This window comes from Actinomycetota bacterium, from assembly GCA_018333515.1.
Taxonomy (GTDB): Bacteria; Actinomycetota; Aquicultoria; order Aquicultorales; family Aquicultoraceae; genus Aquicultor.
The window spans coordinates 44,184-63,539 of the sequence record JAGXSZ010000007.1 but is presented as its reverse complement, the minus strand read 5'-3'; the positions used below and the strand labels follow the sequence as shown (position 1 = coordinate 63,539).

14 protein-coding genes are annotated in these 19,356 nt (G+C 56.8%); 9 read left to right on the top strand and 5 right to left on the bottom strand.

Translation table 11 applies throughout. The annotated features are described in order from the left end of the window. The first annotated feature begins 204 nt into the window (after positions 1 to 204). Positions 205 to 1,701 carry a hypothetical protein gene (locus KGZ93_02300; GenBank protein ID MBS3908459.1) on the top strand — a complete coding sequence of 499 codons (1,497 nt, stop codon included), beginning with the start codon at positions 205 to 207 and terminating at the stop codon, positions 1,699 to 1,701. A 9-nt stretch (positions 1,702 to 1,710) separates the two neighbouring features. Beyond that, positions 1,711 to 2,421, top strand: a complete 711-nt coding sequence (locus tag KGZ93_02295) for a hypothetical protein (GenBank protein MBS3908458.1) — start codon at positions 1,711 to 1,713, stop codon at positions 2,419 to 2,421. A 199-nt stretch (positions 2,422 to 2,620) separates the two neighbouring features. Here KGZ93_02295 and KGZ93_02290 read toward each other — a convergent pair whose 3' ends face one another. Beyond that, the gene (locus KGZ93_02290; GenBank protein MBS3908457.1) at positions 2,621 to 4,336 is read right to left on the bottom strand and encodes a fused MFS/spermidine synthase; all 1,716 of its coding nucleotides are present in this window, start codon (positions 4,334 to 4,336) and stop codon (positions 2,621 to 2,623) included. Positions 4,337 to 5,140: 804 nt separating this feature from the next. On the opposite strand from KGZ93_02290, the gene KGZ93_02285 reads away from it, so the two are divergent. The 3 genes from KGZ93_02285 (at position 5,141) to KGZ93_02275 (ending at position 9,071) form a co-directional block, all read left to right on the top strand. Beyond that, entirely contained in the window at positions 5,141 to 6,715 is a 1,575-nt protein-coding gene (locus KGZ93_02285) for a hypothetical protein (protein ID MBS3908456.1), read from the top strand. 9 nt (positions 6,716 to 6,724) lie between these two features. Further along, entirely contained in the window at positions 6,725 to 7,345 is a 621-nt protein-coding gene (locus KGZ93_02280; GenBank protein MBS3908455.1) for a hypothetical protein, read from the top strand. 367 nt (positions 7,346 to 7,712) lie between these two features. Beyond that, complete coding sequence (locus KGZ93_02275; protein ID MBS3908454.1) at positions 7,713 to 9,071, top strand: diguanylate cyclase; 1,359 nt, start codon at positions 7,713 to 7,715, stop codon at positions 9,069 to 9,071. Here KGZ93_02275 and KGZ93_02270 read toward each other — a convergent pair. Beyond that, entirely contained in the window at positions 9,068 to 11,068 is a 2,001-nt protein-coding gene (locus KGZ93_02270) for an O-antigen ligase family protein (protein ID MBS3908453.1), read from the bottom strand. The two genes, KGZ93_02275 and KGZ93_02270, sit on opposite strands and share 4 nt — an antisense overlap. Before the next feature lie 348 nt (positions 11,069 to 11,416). On the opposite strand from KGZ93_02270, the gene KGZ93_02265 reads away from it, so the two are divergent. The 3 genes from KGZ93_02265 (at position 11,417) to feoB (ending at position 14,041) form a co-directional block, all read left to right on the top strand. Further along, positions 11,417 to 11,857, top strand: coding sequence for a transcriptional repressor (locus KGZ93_02265; protein ID MBS3908452.1), 441 nt, complete (start codon positions 11,417 to 11,419; stop codon positions 11,855 to 11,857). Positions 11,858 to 11,919: 62 nt separating this feature from the next. Then, entirely contained in the window at positions 11,920 to 12,162 is a 243-nt protein-coding gene (locus KGZ93_02260; protein MBS3908451.1) for a ferrous iron transport protein A, read from the top strand. Continuing rightward, positions 12,140 to 14,041 (top strand): ferrous iron transport protein B, encoded by a 1,902-nt coding sequence (gene feoB, locus KGZ93_02255; GenBank protein MBS3908450.1) that lies wholly within the window; start codon positions 12,140 to 12,142, stop codon positions 14,039 to 14,041. Before KGZ93_02260 ends, feoB begins: the two co-directional genes overlap by 23 nt. Before the next feature lie 217 nt (positions 14,042 to 14,258). Here feoB and KGZ93_02250 read toward each other — a convergent pair whose 3' ends face one another. After that, the gene (locus KGZ93_02250) at positions 14,259 to 16,292 is read right to left on the bottom strand and encodes an O-antigen ligase family protein (protein ID MBS3908449.1); all 2,034 of its coding nucleotides are present in this window, start codon (positions 16,290 to 16,292) and stop codon (positions 14,259 to 14,261) included. 151 nt (positions 16,293 to 16,443) lie between these two features. Further along, positions 16,444 to 17,283, bottom strand: coding sequence for a zinc metalloprotease HtpX (locus KGZ93_02245; protein ID MBS3908448.1), 840 nt, complete (start codon positions 17,281 to 17,283; stop codon positions 16,444 to 16,446). Between the two features lie 201 nt (positions 17,284 to 17,484). On the opposite strand from KGZ93_02245, the gene KGZ93_02240 reads away from it, so the two are divergent. Further along, positions 17,485 to 18,531, top strand: coding sequence for a YchF family ATPase (locus KGZ93_02240; GenBank protein ID MBS3908447.1), 1,047 nt, complete (start codon positions 17,485 to 17,487; stop codon positions 18,529 to 18,531). 83 nt (positions 18,532 to 18,614) lie between these two features. On the opposite strand, the gene KGZ93_02235 is transcribed toward KGZ93_02240, so the two are convergent. Then, positions 18,615 to 19,352: a cytochrome b/b6 domain-containing protein gene (locus tag KGZ93_02235; GenBank protein ID MBS3908446.1), complete on the bottom strand. Its 738-nt coding sequence runs from the start codon at positions 19,350 to 19,352 to the stop codon at positions 18,615 to 18,617. Positions 19,353 to 19,356: the final 4 nt, after the last annotated feature.

Sequence of the window (19,356 nt, the reverse complement as noted above, 5' to 3'; positions counted from 1 at the left end):
TATATGAGGTGGACCGGGCCGCGGGGCGGCATATATCTCCCAATGTCCCCGTGGAAAAATTTTTCGTCGGGGGCATACCCCTAGGGGGTTCATTTGGAAAACCGGGCTGCCGCTAATTTATGGCTTTACCGCTTATCGAAAGGAGGTGAAATAATTATGAAAGATGTTACTAAATCGATCTCAACGAAAAAGGAGGTGAAAAGTATGAAAAAAGCATTGGTTGTAATGATGGCTTTGGCGTTGTTGTTCGCGATGGGCGGCATGGCGCTCGCGAAACAGGAGCCCGCAGGCGCTCCGGGCAATATCGTCGCTAACGAGTATAGTCTCGGCTATAAGGACTGGAACGAGCGCGAGCAGGGTGTGACGACCGGCAAGGTCTTCACGGGCTACGGCAGCAGCACCCACCTACGGGGTACCTGGAACAGCCCGTATACGACCGGCGTTGACGGCTATAACTACAACGACGCCCAGGACTACACCAAAGACGGAACCCAGGTGGGCTCGGGAGGCACATATAATGTTCAGTACCCGATATATGGCCCTGGGTACGAAGTGTACAATTTTGGTACGATGACCATGCCTAATATGCGCTTCGAGTCAGGCCCGCACGGCGGCTACCTCACGTCCACCCACCGGTGTCGTGAGTGCCACGCGGTCCACCGCGCGGCGGGCAAGTTCAAGTTGCTCCGCTCGGACACCAGGTTCGAGGCGTGCGATTGGTGCCACGGCACCGGCGCGGGAAGCGGTTTCAACATCCAGATGGACAACGACGACGCTTACACCACCGAGTACAACGTCGGCCACACCATGGGCTTCGGCATCTCGGGCGGCAAGTGGAAAGCGCCGGATGATACCTACCCGGCATTTACGCCTAACTTCTGGCAGGGCGGTTTCTCCTGCTTCGACTGCCACAGCCCGCACGCCAACCCGGCGCGCCTCATGGGCTATGACGCAAAGGGCGTGCCGATTCCATCAATCGTTGATACGACGACCGGTATGGTATACAACATCGGCAACCCCGGCCACGACATGTTTACCAAGGGCGGAAAGGGCTTTTCTGGAGAAAACACCACCACGCTCCAAAACATGGGCTACTTCGTACCGGCGCTCGGTATGCCGCTTCCGAAGGCAAAACCGTACTATCTCGCAGGCAGCTGGCTTCTTATCAAGAACCCCGACCGCGAGATAGCGACAATTAACACCACGGTGACGAGCGGTATCGAGAGCTGGGTGCCGAACGTAGACCCGAGCAAAGTGAATACGGCAGACTTTGTCAAAGGCGGTAGCTTTGTTAGAGATCCCGATATCACGATTACTGCCGGCCAGGAAATCCCTGATGCGGTCAGCGCCAAGCTCTTAGAGTTCGATACGAGCACACCGTATCCGGTCAACAAGGTGCCGACCGACTGGAACAACCCAATCGGTAGCGCAAGCTTGTGGGACGAGGACTTCCGGGGTGGCGCACCAGACATGCCGGCGCCGAACACCGACTACGGCTACGACGCGAGGAACCCGTTCTGCAGGTCACTCATTCTCGATGAGTTCTGCACCGACTGCCACGACGGTAACGCGGGCTTCCACACCGCGAAGGCCCCGCTCTTCAGTGAGGATCGCGCGCTGAGGGGTCAAGGCGCCGTCGAAAATAATTGGAGAGGCAACTACGACCTGGCCTACGGCCACGATGTCAACGTCAGGCACTGAAGCCGCCGCATGCAGTTCAATCCGGAGGATGAACAACTAGGTGGACCAAGGTGCCGTAACTGCCACAGAGGCTCAAGCGGCTGCGGTGGATGCCATAACGCCAACGATGGCGTAAATCCGTCGCTCTCGCTCACGCGCGAACAGCAGGAAGACCTCGCCGCGTCGAACGTCGATTACAAAACCGGCATGTGGCGCTCGGACATCACGCAGTTCTTCAGGATCCTTATGGGCGACCCGAACCACGCGGACTCTAAGGCGTACACATTGTACAACCTGACGAAAACAAGCGATGGCCAGGCTAACCAGATCTCGCAAGCAATCAGCGATGCGTACCTGCAAACGGGTATCATCAAGCAGAGCAGGTCGACCAGTTGGGGCGCTAATAGCGGGTGGAGAACCGACCCGAACAAACTCAACGTAAGCTGTTCCGACGATGGTCTTAGCTGGCCGCACCGCACGCTCGGTTGGAAGATGCTCAAAGACGACCTCTTTGGTATCGACGTAATCGGTTTGACCGATGGTACGTCGAAAGTCATAGGCGTCGGCGAGACCAGGACGTTCGGCGGCTACAACGCCAAGACCCACGACCTCGACAGCGTCTGCTTGGATTGCCACAACCCGACGATCTGGAACGCGACGAGTGCGTCTGATCACGTTGACAATCTGGCTGACCCGAACGACGATATGGACGACGACGTCATGCTGAGAGGCTTGCCGTAAGAATCGTCTAATATCACTCACAACGTATGGCTTGCATTTTCTCACAAGAATCGCCGCAAAGGCCCGCAAAGGATGCTCTCAACTTAATAACAACACACCAAGAGGCCCGTCTTTCGACGGGCCTCTTCTATTTCCCTGTCTTAGCAGTCCACTCGATTACTCAAGAGCCTTTCTCTCCTTGTTGGCGAAGAACTCTCTTCTACCTAAACGCGCTCCTCTCCTTATTGGCAAAGAACTCCACCTGGTTGCGCGGGGTCCTAAACTCCAGGAGCGGCCGGTCGTCGATGTTAATGGGAATCGATGTCGCTTTGACGGTCTCGGCAATCTGCGCGGGGTCCCCGAAAAACGCAAACTCGAATCCTTCCGCGCCCTCCATGCCGCCGCGAACCGCTTTATCGACCGCCTCCGGATCGAGCGTACGCTCTCCTTTCAGGCCTATAAGCATAACATCGACCGCCTCATTCTCGCCTATGTTCGAGCCCCAGGCATATGTTTGAGGAAAGACCATCTGAAATGTCTTGAGCATCATCAGGGTGTCTTCGTCTTTGAGCATATACCTCGGTATCCACTGGCAGTATGCCCCGCCCTCATTGAGGTGCTTCTCGACGAGTTCGTAAAACTCCTTGGTGAAAAGGTGTGAGACATGCGTCGAGAGCGGGTAGCTCGGCTCCGAGGTTATCACGTCATACTTCTTACCGGTGGTGTATAGAAAGTTGCGCGCGTCGTTTGTATATATGGTCGCGCGCGCGTCGGACTCTATCTCATTACCCACAAAAAGCTTCGACGCCTGCAGGACCGATTCGTTAATCTCTACGGTGTCGACGCGCTCCAGAGGGGTCTTAAGGGCGGCGAGCGATGTAAACCCGGTGCCCAGCCCTATTATCAGTATAGACTTGGGGTTCTCAGCGCTGGCGATAGGCAGTAGCGCCAGCAGCGAGGTCGTCTGCTTGTCGAAGTCACTGTTTGCCCCTTCTATTTTCCCTGAATTCTGGAGAAAGCGGTTGCCGTTTGGCTCTTCGAGCACAGCGATGCGCCCGTGGACGTCGTCCGCAAAAAACAGCGGACGCAAGCCGTCTCTGAAGGTGCGATACTCATCGTATGATTTAAAATCACCGATACGATAAAAATTATGCGCGTAGGTGGCTTGCTGGGTAAAAAGCCCGAAGAGGGCGGCGAGAACCAGCGCCATCACCCCCATAGAAAACCACCGCTTGCCCTCGGTCGACCTTGCGGTGATGATCATGAGTAAAGCCACGCCGAGGTTTAGGCCCGCTGCTACGAACGTCGTCGCTTTTACGCCGATGAGCGGGATGAGCAGAAACCCCGCGCCGAGCGACCCGAATATAGAGCCGATAGTGTTGACCGAATACGCGTCACCGACATCATTCCCAAGTTCCTCGAGTGAGACCGTGTTGATCTTCGCGACGACCGGAAAGGTCGCTCCCATAAAGGTCGTCGGGATAAGCATGATAATATATGAAAGAAGCAGCTGGATTATGAAGAATACGAAAAAACTGGGGCGCAGGGTGTCGTAGACATAGAAATACAGGGTCGGCAACGCCTGCACGAGCGGGATGGTAAGCAGGCCGAAGACCGCGATACCGATTTCCAGCAGGCCGAACATAGCGAAGAGATTCTTGCTCTTATCCGCCAACCTGCCGCCGATAATGGCTCCGAGCGACAAACCGGACATAAATGAGGCGAGCATCATCGATACCGCGTAGACAGTCGAGCCGAAGATAAGCGACAACTCCCGCGACCATAATACCTCATAGATGAGAGCCGCCATCCCGGAAAACGCGAAAGCGACCAGGGCCAGCTTTCGCTTTGCGGCTAGGTTTCCGCCGCCCATCCCTCCGGTACCATCGCCTCTCTCGCTTTTACGCATATTGGCCTTCGCTTTACTGGCCGTCAAAACAACACCTCCAAGCTTACCGGGTTCGCAAGCCCCTATTGGCGAACAAGCCCTCCTAAAAGGGCACGGGAACCCCTAAATAATTATACCAGGCGCCAAAGACATCAACAACAAAAAGAGCTGGTTTAGCAGGCCCATCCATAATATCGAAAATTACTCCGGTCTTCTAAAATATCTTGCTGTGAGACGCAATCTCATAAGTATTTCCGCGAAAGCTCGGCTGGACTTGGCCCGGCGCACCATCGCTGCATACAGCCATTGAGACATCGTATCATTGGCTGTATGGACCACGAGCTGCAGATAATCGCTGGTCAGCGGAGCATTTTATAGTAATCTATCGCGCAAAGAGTGCTTGACTATTATTCACGCTCCCCATATAATTACGACGATTGCTTGCTGTTTAAGCATCTACCGCCCAAAGTCAACTCAATAATGCTTCCTCTAGTATGTGGCCTTGTGCATGCCGGGTCGGCGCCATGATATAGCGCCGGGTTCGAGCAGGCACAGGGAAGAACGCTTGCGGTCAAGCCGCATTTCTTCCTTGGTTTTACATGTAAGTGGCCGGCAATTATGTGAAGCCTTTTACAAGAATTGTAGTATTCGTCACGGCAAGGATCGAACTAATCGCATAATCGGTTAGTCGCTTTATTGTTTTTCAGGAGATATATGGCCGACGACCTGTATCGAAGACCAAGGACTGTCTATAACTTGTTCAATTTTGAGAACGAGACCTTTTCTCGCCATTCCCCTACGCCCTTGTTCGGGCATTCTTATAAAATCCCGCAAGGAAAGGAGGTGATAGAGATGAGGAAAAGATTTGTAGTTCTTATGACTACCAGTCTCGTCCTTACAGCGAGCAGCGCGGCGTTTGCGGCGGCGGGAGATGGGACGACCGTAATCCCACCTACCTCGTATACGCCTACGGGTCATAGCGGGGCGGCAAAAGATTATCGCTACTGGGAAGAAGGCGCAGCCACCGTCTCCGGCGTCTATGCGGGCTCGACTCCAACGAGTATTTACGCGTCAAGCACCCACAGGTACGGCACCTGGAACAGCCCGTATACGGCCGGCGTTGACGGCTACAACTACAACGACGCCCAGGACTACGTTGCGGGCGGCGCGCAGTTTGACCAAGCAACCGGTCTAGCCGTAACAGGGGCTACCGACCCCAGCAACGTCGTGTTTGCATCAGGCCCGCACGGCGGCTACCTCACGTCCACCCACCGGTGTCGTGAGTGCCACGCGGTCCACCGCGCGGCGGGCAAGTTCAAGTTGCTCCGCTCGGACACCAGGTTCGAGGCGTGCGATTGGTGCCACGGCACCGGCGCGGGAAGCGGATACAACATCCAGATGGACAACGACGACGCCTTTACCACCGAGTACAACGTCGGCCACACCATGGGCTTCGGCATAAGCACCGGCAAGTGGAAAGCGCCGGACGACACCTACCCCGCGTTTACGCCTAACTACTGGCAGGGCGGTTTCTCCTGCTTCGACTGCCACAGCCCGCACGCCAACCCGGCGCGCATGCTCGGCTTCAACAACGCCGGAGATGCGGTCGGCATACGCGCTGTAGTAGACAGCGCGGTGACGCCGCAGAGCAATCAAGTCCTGAACGGCAAAGTTTACGGTATCGTAAACTCCGGTGGTGACGACTGGATTAACGCGCTGAAGAAAATTAACAACCCGCAGCGCACCAACAAACCGTTCTGGCTCTCAGGCTCCTGGCTTCTGATCAAGAACCCTGACCGTGAGATCGCCTCGACGACTACACCCAACGTAGGCAGCGGCATCTTGACGCTCGGCGGCACAGCGATGGCGAATATCGCTTTCGACTCACTCGGCTTGCCAATCTTGGGAGCGGAGCGTGTTGCGACAATTACGGCTGGTCAAGAGATTCCGGACTATATCACGGCTAATCTCTACGAGTTCGACAACACGACGTCGTATCCGGTCAACAAGATCCCGATCGACTGGGACTCTCCTATGGGTAACGCCAGAACCCTGTGGAAGAGGTCTAACACTCTGGGTGTAACGACAAACTACGGCTTGAGTAACGGCAAGCCCGCGGGCTTCCTCGGTTTCAATGTGCGCCGTTCAGAGGCGCTAAGAGTCTGGGAAAACTCGGGCACGGTAGCACCGGTGGACAAGTTCATAGAAAACTATGACAGTACAAGCTCGCAGGCGGACGTGGGTGCTCCGTGTAACGTCTGGAGCGTAAGCGACTTCTGCACCGATTGTCACGACGGTAACGCGGGCAAGCACACCATCCGGGCGCCGCTCTTCAGTGAGGATCGAGCGTTACGGAGCGGAACCGATACGCCTTCGAAGGCCGATTACGACCTGGCATACGGCCACGATGTGCAGCCAAGGCACTGAGGTCGGTCTATGGTGTTCAATCCGGAGGATGAACAGAATTTCGGCCCGCACTGCCGTAACTGCCACAAGGGCTCAAGCAGGTGCGCAACGTGTCATAACACGAGCAGCACCGGCGCTGTTACAACGTCTGCGGCAATAGCGGCGGACAACAGCACGAACAAGTCGCTGTTTACGCAGGCACAGACCAGTGCAGGCCACGCAAACCTTTTTGCCCAGAGCAGAGGGGCGGCTGACTCAACCACAATCGGTTACTTCAAGAAATCCCGCAAGACCGAGTGGACTAGCGACTGGAGAACCACGAATACGGCGTTCACTGCGGCGATGGTCGCCGCGCTCTGCGCCGACGACGGCTTCAGCTGGCCGCACCGCACACTCGGCTGGAAAATGCTCAAAGACGACCTCTTCGGTCTGAACTTTGACAACAACACCTGGGTTGGCGTCGGTGAAGGTAGGTTCGATGGAACGACGACCTATACAGCACACGACCTGGACAGCGTTTGTTTGGATTGCCATAATCCAAACATCTGGAATTCAGGTCAAACGGCTGGTAGTGACGGTCATGTCGACGCACCGCCAACGCTTAACTTCGACGACCACTACGACGAGCTGCTCACTCGCGGCTTGCCGTAGCGGTAGCACCCGTGCCTCAGGGCACACCGCCGACCCTCCGACGGGCGGGCCGGCATTAGTAGCAAATGTTCTCTATGGTTCGGATAAACGTGCGCGGACGCCACGAGCGGACGTATCCGCAAGGCTCCCCGACACGGGAGCAACGAGATGGACGTAGCGCGGCACGCGCATCCGTAAGAAACGATTAAAGCGATTGCGCGCAATATAAGGGCTCGCTTGGCCAGCGAGCCCTTATCGCTTTCTCGGTCAACTCTTCTTCCCTGAAAGACGCTCCCCTATGTTATAATAGCTAAAGCTTCAAATCGCCATGACGATATTTTCGTAAGAGGGCTTTTAGTTCCGTCAGACCAATTGGGGGTAGCAAGCCATGGGCAAAAACGACACTATGAACATCGCAATCATCGGCGCCGGCAATGAAGGTTTCTATCTCGTATCCGCGCTTAACGAATGCCAATCCGCGAACATCGTGGGTTTCTGTGGGCGAGGCGGCGACCGACTCAACGCCGCGCTCGTATCCGAACTCAACATCCCCGTCTTCGAAAGACTTGAGGAACTGCCGTCCATCGGCGATGTCGATATCATAATCGACGTCGGCCCTAGCGACGAAGGACTGTCGGACAGCCTGGAAACGCTCGGCGATGTCGAGGTTGTCCGGGGCCGAGGCGCCGACATCATGCGCGTCCTGGCGGAGAAGAGCCGCGGACACCATGAGAGCGTAGAGAGCATCTTCGCGTCGGCGGTCGAGCTTGCCGCGAAAAAAGAGAGCAAGAGCATCTATCGCGCCATCGTCGAGGGCGCGATAGAACTTACCGGGTGCGCGACGGGGAGCCTTCTCATTTTCGACGAGCGGCGCGAGATTTGCCGGCTCGCGGACGCCGTAGGCTACGCCAAAGACCTCGAAGACTATACGAGCTGGGAGATCGAGCCGGGCGGAATAACCGAACTCCTGCTCGATAAGGAAAACCCGCTATATATCGCGGACGCCGCCCAAGAGCCGCGCTTCGACAATCCCGTCATGAACGAGGGGACGATGTCGGTTATCGCCACCGCGCTTCGCGAGGGCGAGACGGTTATCGGTCTCCTGTTCGTCGGTGATTTTGTAAACCGCGCGTTTTCCGATAATCAATTCCGGGTGTTCTACGCATACGCCGCGCAAGCCGCGATGGCCCTTCAGAAAGCGCTCCTGCTCGAGAAAAACGAGAAGCTGACGACGACCGATGCGCTCACCGGGCTCAACAACAGCCGACACTTCTTTGAGCTACTCGACTCGGAGATCAGAAGAGCGAAGCGCTACGGCGGCTACTTCTCCGTTCTCATGATGGACATAGACAACCTCGCGCTAATCAACGATGCCATGGGGCACGCTAAGGGCGATTGGGCCATCAAGCGGGTTGCCGAGATAATCAATTCCTGCTCACGCTTGACCGACTACAAGGCCCGCTATGGGGGTGACGAGTTTGCGCTCGTCTTGCCGAGCACCAGTTGCCCGCAGGCTTCGGTACTTGCCAACCGTATCAGAAGACAGGTCAACGATGTCTTTATCTCGGGCAACCAAGACGAGATGCGCCTCTCGATAAGCGTGGGTATCGCGGAGTTCCCCTGTCTCGGAACTGACGCCGACAGCCTGGTAGCCGCTGTAAACACGGCGCTGACCGTGTGTAAGCGGCGGGGCCGCAACCTCGTCTGCTGTTATGAAGATTCGGGTGAGCCGGCAAGCATGTCCTAGCGCCCCTCCGTGCGCTCTAAGACACCCGGCTGCATTTTCTCGATAATCTTTAGGTACTTCGTGACTTGCTCGTCATCATCGAGCCGCCGCGCTTCCGCGAGCAAAACATAATATGCCCGAACATCCTCTTGCCCTTCGTCGACCATCTCGCGCGCTTTTGCGAGCGCCTTCTCGTTGTCGCCCCGCAATAAAGCGACCTCCAGCAGCCTGCTGTCTATAAAATCAACCTGCGGCCAAAGCTTCTCGGTCGCCTCAAAGTAATCCTGGGCTCTAGCCAACGATAGCGGGTTCTCCTTGAAGCGATAGCTGAGAAGGCTTGCTTCTCCCGCATAGTATGTCAACTCAAAATCACGCTCGTTGAGCGCAAGCCCCTGCTCGGCGATGAGCGCCGCGCGCTGAGCGAAGATGTCGTTGCCCGCGTAAACGGCATAATCCAGATAAAACTCAGCGGCCATTCTCGAATAAGCCGTCTGATAGGGGTATAGCCTCAGGGCGCTCTCGATATGGGGGGCCGCCCTCTCGGGAGCGACCGTCTCAAAGGACTCCCAGGCCGCTTGTTGGCCTTTGTGGATGCGCAGGTCGGCCGCGACAGGCAAGAACGACGCCAAAGCGAGCACCGCGCATGCGGCGCCGACAACGTAGGCACTCGCAGGCGACCCAAGCCACGCCGGCAACTCGACCCTCACTGCCCGACTGCGCCCCGACAAGTTCATGGCGACAGCCAAAAGCATCCAGACGAGAGGCGTCATAAAGACCGCCGGAATCCCGGTTTGCGCCTGAGCGAAATAGCCGGTGAGCGCCGCAAAGAGTGCGCCGGCATAAGGTGTTGCGCGCCTGCCGCGATATAAGCTCAGCGCAACCGCTATTATCATCCACAAGTAGAAGAGGAGTCCGAGAAGGCCGGAGTCGACCGCGGTTTGGAGAAAATCGTTGTGCGCGCGGTCTGTGACCGCGCTCGGCGCGATTTTCGAGTGCCGGTCGGTCTTAAACTGCGTAAACCGGTAGCCCATTTGCTCTAAGCCGAAACCGGTCAGCGGCCGATCGGCGACCATAGCGAGCGATGCTTTCCAAATCTCGATACGCGTAGCGACTGAACCTTCCGAGAAAGCGAAGGTGGAGACAGCGCGCTTTCCTAGATTGTCCGTTGGGAGAACGGCAAAGAGCGCGATTAGGACGACCAAGACGGCCACCACAATATATATTACGCGCATGCGCCCGCCCCGCTCGGCGGGGTTTCGTCGCTTTTTTTTCGCGTGTGCCGCGGCAGGCGGTCGCCCAAGCGCGAAGAGCGCGACCATGCTTGCGCCCAAGCCGACCAAGGCACCCCTCGACTCGGTCAAGAGGAGGCAGACGAAGAGCGCGGGCATCGACAACCACGAAAGCGAGCGCCAATTCGGCTGAGAGCTATTCTTCCCCAAACCATACAAGAGCGGCAGCATGACTACGAGATAAGTGCCGAGCACAATCGGATTACCCAGGCTCGATTGGGCCCTTCTCTCAAAGAGGAGCACTCCCGGGAAATCATACCCCGCGGCTTGCGCGAAGCCATAGAGCACGACCGGAATCAGTCCGACGGCGAGCACCTTAAGGAGCCGCTCGAGGCTCTTCTCGTCGCGAATGGTCTGAGCCGCAATAAAATAGACGACCGCAAACGAAAACAACGCGGGAAGACCTTCATAGCGCTTGTATTTGCCGACCAACCCCAAGAGCGGCTGGTCGGAGATTAAAAGTGAAACGGTAACCGCCGCCACATAAAGAAAGACTATGCCGTCGAGCGGCGAGCGATAGACGGTGAACCCCCGTGCGGCCACCGCGTATCGAAAATAGAGAAAGAGCAGAAGCAGGGTTGAGACCGATAGAAGGGTCGCCTTGGGCAGAGCGTAGACATCCGCCATAAACGGGTACATAACGAGCGGCAAAAGCATCAACGATGCCGCGAGAACCGCGACGAGCGGCGCGAACGTATTCTCTTCCTTTGTTTCTGTCTTCTTCCTCATCGCACGCGCTCTCATTCTCGCTATCGCCCGCCCTCGGACTATCAATCCGCGGGAGGACGGCACGCTACTCGCCCATGGGGCGCCTTCACATATGCTGAGTGGAAATGCTCCAAGGCGCTACTTGCCCCGCTAATAACCTAAGTATAAGCATTTAGCAGACTCAAATCAAAAGCCGCCTCTCTGTCTATCCTAGGCCGGAATTATCGACCAGAGGAATTCCACAATTCAATTGAGCGTTTGTTTATTCCTCGTTATTTAACTGTTATTTTGAAGAATTTCTTAATAAAGTTGTTGACATGACCACGGACTTTGTATTATTATTGAGATACATTCTCAACGGAGCGTGTTATGAGGCCTGAAACGCAGCAGTTTATGAAGTTTATAGAGACAAAAGGGCTGCTCTTTACGACGGAGCGCAAATCGGTTGCCGAAGAGGTCTTCTCTAGCCACGACCACCTCGACGCCGAGGAAGTGCTCAAGAAACTGAAGAGCGCCGGGAGCAAAGCATCCCGCGCAACGGTCTACCGCACCCTCGACCTTCTGGTCGAGAGCGGCCTGGTGGAAAAGATAGACCTCGGCGAGGGTCGCTCCGCATACGAGCATACGGCGGGCCATCCCCACCACGACCATCTCGTCTGCACGGTCTGCGGCGAGGTGTGGGAGTTCGAGGAGCCGCTCATCGAGCAGCTTCAAGAGTGGGCGTGTGAAAAAGCGGGCTTCAAGGCAATCGGGCACAGCCTGAACATCTATGGCTGGTGCGCCAAGTGTAAGCTTGCAGTTAAAGCATAGGGATATTTTTTTGATAAAGGATTGAGATGGAGTCACAATCTCAGATAGACGAGGAGCGTGTTATGTGTCTAGATCAAGTTAAAACCGGCGAAGAGGTAGTGATCAAAGAGATTCCTGACGATATGGCGAAGACGCAGTTCATCCGATTTGGTATCGGTGAAGGCAGCAGCGTCATATGCCACACTAAGGTCCCCTTCGGCCCGGTGGTGTTGAGAAAAAACCGTCAAGAGATCGCGATCGGCCGCGAGTTGGCCAAAACAATCACGGTCGAAAGGAGCGCGCATGTCCAAGGAAAAAACGGCTAAGAAAGAGCTGGGCGCCGTCAAGACGACTCATGGGGGCCACTCCCATGCCGGCTCCCTCGCTATAAATCTGCCCGAGGGCCGCAAGAAAATAGTCCTTGCGGGCAACCCCAATGTCGGCAAATCGGTCTTTTTCAATTACTTTTCGGGTTTATACGTCGATGTCTCGAACTATCCGGGAACGACAATTGAAATATCGCAGGCGCGCTACGGCGATGACGCCATAGTCGACACCCCGGGAATCTACGGGGTCTCCTCCTTCAACGACGAGGAGATCGTCGCCCGCGATATAATTTTAAGCGCCGACATGGTCGTAAATGTCGTCGACGCGGTCCATATCGAGCGCGACCTCTTCTTGACGCTGCAACTTATCGATATGGGCCTGCCGATGGTGGTCGCCCTTAATTTTATGGACGAAGTCGAGGAACAGAGCATAGCGATCGATGTCGACCTCCTCTCCGACCTCCTGGGAGTGCCTGTCGTTCCGACGGTAGCCGTAACGAAGCGCGGTTTGGCCGAGGTAACGGCCGCGCTGGATGACGCACGCGAAGGCAACCAGGACCCCTTCCTCCACAAAAAGCTGCATGAGATGCTCTCACGCGTCGGCTCGCAGCCGGAGGCGCTGATGGTTCTCGAAGGCGACGAACATGTCGCGGCGCGTCACGGCATAAAACCCGCCGCCGACCGAGAGATAATTTACGTCAGGCGTCGCGAGCGGGTCAACGATATTGTCGGCCATGTCGTAAGAGAGAAGGCGCTCGCGGAGACGGTGCGTCAAAAGATGGGCCGGTTCGTCTTGAACCCGCTTACCGGTGTGCCCTTCCTCGCCCTGGTTCTGTACGGACTCTATCAATTGGTGGCGGTCTTCGTCGCGCAAACCATCGTAGGCATCACCGAAGAGGCCGTCATGCAGGGCTACTGGGAACCGTTTATCCGGGGCATCGTCGAGCCGATTGTCAGCGAGAGCACGCCGTTGGGCGAAATTCTTATCGGTGAGTTTGGCGTGCTGACCATGACCGCCACCTACCTTTTAGGGCTGCTCTTGCCGTTGGTGCTCGGTTTTTACTTGGCTCTGGCGTTGATGGAGGACTCGGGCTACCTGCCGAGGCTGGCGACCTTGGTCGACCGAGCGCTAAACGCAATAGGCTTAAACGGCCGCGCCGTCGTCCCCCTGATCTTGGGTTTCGGCTGTGTGACCATGGCAACGATTACAACGCGGCTGCTGGGAACCGAACGCGAGAAGACTATCGCCACCGCGATATTGCAGTGGGCGATTCCCTGCTCGGCGCAGCTCGGCGTCATCACCGTTCTTTTAGCGGCAATCGGCGGATTTTACATCCTGCTATACATAGGCATCGTCTTTTTGACCTTGGCTATCATCGGAACGATCCTGGCGAGGGTGTTGCCGGGCAAATCGGCTCCGCTCCTCATCGACCTGCCGCCGTTGCGCCTGCCGCGCCCGGATAACGTGACACGAAAGGCCGCGACCCGCACCTACTACTTCATGAAGGAGGCGATTCCATGGTTCGCCATCGGCGCGCTCGTAGTCTCGATAATGAAGATTACCCACGCGCTGACCGCCTGGCAGAACGCATGGGCACCGCTCACGACCGGCTGGCTGAAACTTCCCAAAGAGGCGTCGACCGCCTTTGTCATGGGTCTCGTCAGACGGGACTTCGGAGCGGCGGGTCTCTTCGAGATGAGCCTGGCGCCGATGCAGACGCTCGTAGCGCTCGTAACCATAACGCTATTTGTGCCCTGCATAGCCTCGCTGATGATACTTCTCAAAGAACGGGGCCTTCGGCAAGCGATTCCGATTTGGCTGGGAAGCTGGGTGCTCGCCTTCGGCATAGGCGGCATACTCGCCCAGCTGTTGCTGTAGGGTTCCGGTGGTCCGCTTGAAAACATTTGTGGAAAGGTGGCGAGAGTATGCGGTGCGCTAGCAAGAAACCCGAGCTGAAGGTCTGTAAGACGTGCGGCTTTAAGACAGACGATTTGTTGATACTGGCATGCCCGCGCTGCATGAACCCGCTCCCGAGTCACGCCGCGTGTGGCGGCGGCTGCGGGAGCTGCTCGACTCGGAAATAACCGCTTCCATCTCAGTCGTCGCCCGACGCGCTCTTGGTGCGCGACGCGTCGGGCCTGAGCGCAACCAGCCGCTTCTTTAGCCGCAAGACACCGGGGTGGAGTTCGAGTGTTTCTTTGTAGAGCCGCTCCGCTTCGGCGCGCCTGCCCAGAGCCTCAAGAGCGACCGCGCGCGCGACCATTGAATGAGTCTCGTTTTCTTTGAACGAGCCGACAAAGTCGGCCGTCTCGAGTACCGCCCGGTAATCCCCCTTTAACATGTAGGCTTCGAGCAGGTTCTCGTTTACGGTCAGCAGCAGGGGCGTTCGCTTATGCGCCGCCTCCAGACTTTCGACCGCCTTCTCGATATCGGCTTCGTCTCTCGTAAATTCGGCTATGGTCAGATATGTGGTTCCCTGAACGAGACGGAGTTCAGAGCCATTTGGCGCATACTCAAGGCCTTGCTCGACGATTTCGGCGGCGTTGCGCGCATATGAGGGGTCTCCGTGCTCGGCTGTAAAAATAAGATGGATTCTGGCCAGGTTGGCCTGAAAAAACGGTTGGACGAGCAGATATTTTCCAGCCCGTCGCGCGCGCTCCAATGCTCCTTTGCTCAACGTCGACTTAGCCTCCTCGGAGGCGATTAAATATCGCGCTTCCGCGCCTAAGGGAAAAAGAGCGGCGACGGCGACGATTACAGCCAGTGCGCTCGCCGCAACGACCTGCGGTTTTCCGCCAGGAATCCTCGCTTTAACTTCGCGCTGCCGCCCGTTGGAAACGAGCCCAACGATAGCGCCCATGACAAACCAGACGAAGACCTCTTGATCCAATGTGGCGATGCCCGTCAAGCCTTGCGCGAAAGAGCCGAGAAGGGAGCCGAGAAGGCCGATGACTATATAGTCATCGGGATTTCTCTTCAAGTGCCGCGCGCCTTTGAGCGTCACATATATAAAAAGCCAGAGATTGGCGAAGAGCAGCGGCAATCCGCCATCGAGGCTCATCTGTAGAAATATATTGTGAGCCCGGCTGTGGAGGGTGTTTTCCAGGTCGGCCAGTCCTTCGGTCATGTAGAGGTTGAACCAATCTTTGGTCTGATCTAGGCCGAAACCAAAGAGCGGCTTGTCCGCGATCATAAGGAGCGAGGTCTTCCAAATCTCGATACGGCTTGCGAGCGAACTCGAAGAGGCCGCCGCGTCTACGATGCCGCCGATATCGAAGCCTGCCGGCATCGAGACTACGCCGACGCCGGCCGAGAAAGCGCTGAGAAGAAGGATTATCCACAACACGACATCCCTCAACGGCTTCTGCCCGCTGCGCGCCCAATAGTATATGACGACGGCGAACCCGACGGCCGCCCCCATCCAGGCGCCCCTCGAAAGCGAGGTAAAGAGCATCGCTAAGCCGAATAAGACGAGCGCCGCGGCCGTCCCTCGCATCCTCAGTTTCGAAGAGGTCTTCTCTGTATACATAACCGCTTTAGCCAGAAGAACCGGCAGCGCTAGAGCAAGAAACGCGCCAAAAAAAACCGGGTTTCCGAGGGTGGAGCTGACCCGCGCCCCATGTGTGCCCTTCATGCTTAGAACATCGAACCCCATGATCTCTAGTAGGCCATAGCCTGCAATGATAAAAACCGCGGGCACAAAGAATGTCTCGAAGCGCTCGACAAAAACACGCTTGGATGCCGCGTATTTAAGAGCAAACCAAAAAACGATAGCGCAAGATATAAGGCCGGGCAGGTTGTTGTAGCGGTTAAAGCGCCCGGTGACGCTCGCAAGCGGTGTAGCGGACATCGCGACTGAGATGATTGCGACCAACAAGAGCGCGGCGACGGGCGCCAACGCCGGGCTTAAAGGAACCTCGATATAGCCCTCGGCCAACCACCGGCGAGCCTGAAAGTATAAGAGAAAGAGGGCTCCGAGATACAATGCCGTCAGCTTGGGCAAACCGAAGTAGTCGTAGATTAACGGAAAAAACGTCAGCGCGACGATGAGCGGTACGCCTATAGTTCCCCAGCTTATGATTTCGTCGAGTTCCGCGATAAACCGCTTCTTGCTTGCCGAGGCATTCATACTTAAACGTCCTCCTGAAAGAGCCGCTCCCTTGTGCGTACCGAAGCAAATTAGCCTCGCCCCTTCATGATAGGGATTCTATTCTTAAAAAGCGAGAACCCCAGGCTAAGCCTGGGGCTCGTGTCTTAGCTATATAGAGACAAGCTGCCGCTTACGGCTTTCTTTGCCTTAGTCTCGCTACCCGCTCCTGGACGGGTGGGTGGGTGCTGAAGAGCGCCGCCATGCTCCGCCCCGATAGCGGGTTGACGATAAACATATGCGACGTCGCCGGGTTTACCTGCATAGGAATAGCCTGGGAGCCCCGCTCTAGTTTGAGCAACGCGTTAACGAGCCCATCAGGCCGCCCGGCAATCTTAGCGCCCGCGGCGTCGGCGCCGTACTCCCGCGAACGAGATATCGCCATCTGGACCACCATCGCCGCCAACGGCATAACGATAACCGTGACCAGCACCCCGACGATACCGAGCGGATTGTCTCTGTCGTCTCCGCCGCCGAATATAAGACTCCACTGGGCGACATTGGCGATAGCGCTGATCGCGCCGGCCATCATCGCGGCCATCGAGCCTACCAGAATGTCCCGGTTCTTTATGTGGGCCAGCTCATGCGCGAGCACGCCCTCGATCTCATCGCGCGAGAGCAAACTCAACAGGCCGTCGGTCACGGCAACTACCGCTTTTTCCTCATTGCGGCCGGTCGCGAAGGCGTTCGGCTGCGGTGACGGCGTCTTGTACAGACGCGGCATCGGCATGCCGGCCCGTAGTGAGAGATTGCGCATCATTGAGTAGAGTTCGGGTGCTTCGGCCTCGGTGACCGGTTGGGAGCGCGTCATCTTGATGGCCATCTTGTCGCTCCACCAATAGCTCGAAAAGTTCATCGCTATCGCGAAGACGAGCATGACCAGCATCAACGAGTTTCCGCCGATAAACTTTCCGGTTGTGACGAGAAGAACCGTGAGCGTTCCCATAAGAAGCCAGGTTCTAAAGTTGTTCATTTTTTTACCTCCAATATAGTATACAAGCTAATTTTACACTGATTCACGGGCTCCCGCAATAATCAATCCCCGGCGCCGCGCCCGCTCGCTGCGGCGACCGATCTTCTTCCGCGATACGCACAGGCCCGGCGCGGAACATCAGGGTTGTGAGCAGCTAAACTTTGCGCTATAGTAAAAAGGTTCTTCATCTTCGGAGGTTAAATGAAAGTTGGAATCATCGGCCTGTCCAGGGCCGGCAAGACTACGGTATTCAATGCCATAACGGGCTCGACGGCACAGACGGGCTCCTTCGGGGCCAAAAAGGCGAACCTTGCCGTCATCAAGGTGCCGGACGAGCGCGTAACGCACCTAAGTAACGTCTATAAACCGAAAAAAACCACCTTCGCGGAGATCGCTTTTGTCGATGTTCCCGGCGGCGACGAGGGCTCGCGAGCCGCGCTCGGCGGCACCCAAACCATCGACCTCATCAAAGGGGTCGACACCCTCGCTATCGTGGTGCGCGCCTTCAACGACAGCTCATACGCTACCGAGGTCGCCGACCCGCTCGCCGAATTCGAACAGGTTCTAGGGGAACTCGTCGTGCTCGACCTTATAGTCCTTGAGAAGAAGCTCGAGCGCCTCGACAAAGAGCGGGCCAAAGGCGCCGAATACGAGCTGTTCAGGCGCGCCAAGGAATGGCTGGAGGAAGAGCGGCCCCTGCGCACGCTCGAACTGGGCGAAGCCGAAAAGAAACTGCTGTCGGGCTTTCAGCTCCTGAGCATGAAGCCGGTTCTAGTCCTCGCCAATACCGGCGAGACCGAAAGCGCGGAGCTTGAATCCCTAGCGACGGCTTGCGCCGCCCAAGGCGTGCCGCTGGTCGATTTTTGCGGAGCCATCGAGATGGAGATCGCCGGGATGGACGAGGAGGAGCAGGCCGAGTTCTTGGAAGGCCTGGGGATAGCCGAGTCCGCCAAGAACAAATTTATTCGCGAAGCTTACGCTCTATCGAACCTGATATCCTTCTTGACCGTCGGCGAGGACGAGGTCAGGGCATGGACGGCAAAGAAGCGCTCGCTCGCGCCACAGGCCGGCGGAAAAATCCACTCCGACATCGAGCGCGGGTTTATCCGCGCGGAGGTCGTATCCTTCGACGACTTTGTCGAGCACGGGAGCATCCCCAAGGCCAAAGAGGCCGGCAAAGCGCGCCTCGAGGGCAAAGACTACGTCGTTAAAGACGGGGATATCATCAATTTCCGCTTCAACGTGTAATCCTCGGATTATCGGTCAACCCCGAAAGAGCGCGATTGCGCGCAACACCGTATGGGCGGGCCGCTAAAGGACATACTGCCGGCTCAAGAAGCCCGTTTCTCCTTCCCGCCAAAGCGCTTCTTCACCGCGCACATCGAGCGCCGCAGCACATGCGGCTCGGCGACGAGGTCATTATACCAGTGCGCGTGACGCTCTTTTACGTAGTCGAGGTCGACACAGCCGGAGAACATCGATGAGAGCAGCGCCCGGTTTTCTTTGAACGCAAAGGCGACGAGGTGGCCGGCTATCCCCAGAACAAGCATGACCGCCGCCAGATTATGCAACGTCGCGGCAGCCAACATCGCTCCCGCCGACAGGTCGACACCGGGAAGATTTTTGACGACCTTAATAATGCCGGTCATTGTCGCCAACAGCAAGTTGCCGCCGATAAAAGCATACGCCAGGCGCTGCTCGCCCAGGTATTTGTGGCATGCCGGCCCCTTGCATCGCTTCACCATCGCGACGATGACCTCGACCGACTCCTTGAAGTCACCTCGGCGCGGCAAGATGTCGAACTCGCGGCGCGCCACCATATAGGTAATGTGGTAGACAATCGCAAATATAAGTACCGCGCCGGCGATGTAGTGCGCGGCCAAGGTCACGGCATACTCTCCCGCCCAGGCAAAACCGGGGACCGAGGTGAGGCCGTAGCGTTGATACATCGGCATCTGCCCAAACCCCGTAAATATTAGGGTTAGTGTGGAGAACGCCGTCAGCCAGTGGGCTATGCGATTGTGCAAGCTCTGGCGTTTGATGCGACTCTTTTTGTGCGGTATCGATATGTTC

Coding starts and splice junctions, on each gene's coding strand:
- KGZ93_02240 (MBS3908447.1), top strand. CDS start 17,485: ATGAAAGTTGGAATCATCGGCCTGTCCAGGGCCGGCAAGACTACGGTA.
- KGZ93_02245 (MBS3908448.1), bottom strand. CDS start 17,283: ATGAACAACTTTAGAACCTGGCTTCTTATGGGAACGCTCACGGTTCTT.
- KGZ93_02295 (MBS3908458.1), top strand. CDS start 1,711: ATGCAGTTCAATCCGGAGGATGAACAACTAGGTGGACCAAGGTGCCGT.
- KGZ93_02260 (MBS3908451.1), top strand. CDS start 11,920: ATGTGTCTAGATCAAGTTAAAACCGGCGAAGAGGTAGTGATCAAAGAG.
- KGZ93_02270 (MBS3908453.1), bottom strand. CDS start 11,068: ATGAGGAAGAAGACAGAAACAAAGGAAGAGAATACGTTCGCGCCGCTC.
- KGZ93_02285 (MBS3908456.1), top strand. CDS start 5,141: ATGAGGAAAAGATTTGTAGTTCTTATGACTACCAGTCTCGTCCTTACA.
- KGZ93_02265 (MBS3908452.1), top strand. CDS start 11,417: ATGAGGCCTGAAACGCAGCAGTTTATGAAGTTTATAGAGACAAAAGGG.
- feoB (MBS3908450.1), top strand. CDS start 12,140: ATGTCCAAGGAAAAAACGGCTAAGAAAGAGCTGGGCGCCGTCAAGACG.
- KGZ93_02280 (MBS3908455.1), top strand. CDS start 6,725: ATGGTGTTCAATCCGGAGGATGAACAGAATTTCGGCCCGCACTGCCGT.
- KGZ93_02275 (MBS3908454.1), top strand. CDS start 7,713: ATGGGCAAAAACGACACTATGAACATCGCAATCATCGGCGCCGGCAAT.
- KGZ93_02300 (MBS3908459.1), top strand. CDS start 205: ATGAAAAAAGCATTGGTTGTAATGATGGCTTTGGCGTTGTTGTTCGCG.
- KGZ93_02250 (MBS3908449.1), bottom strand. CDS start 16,292: ATGAATGCCTCGGCAAGCAAGAAGCGGTTTATCGCGGAACTCGACGAA.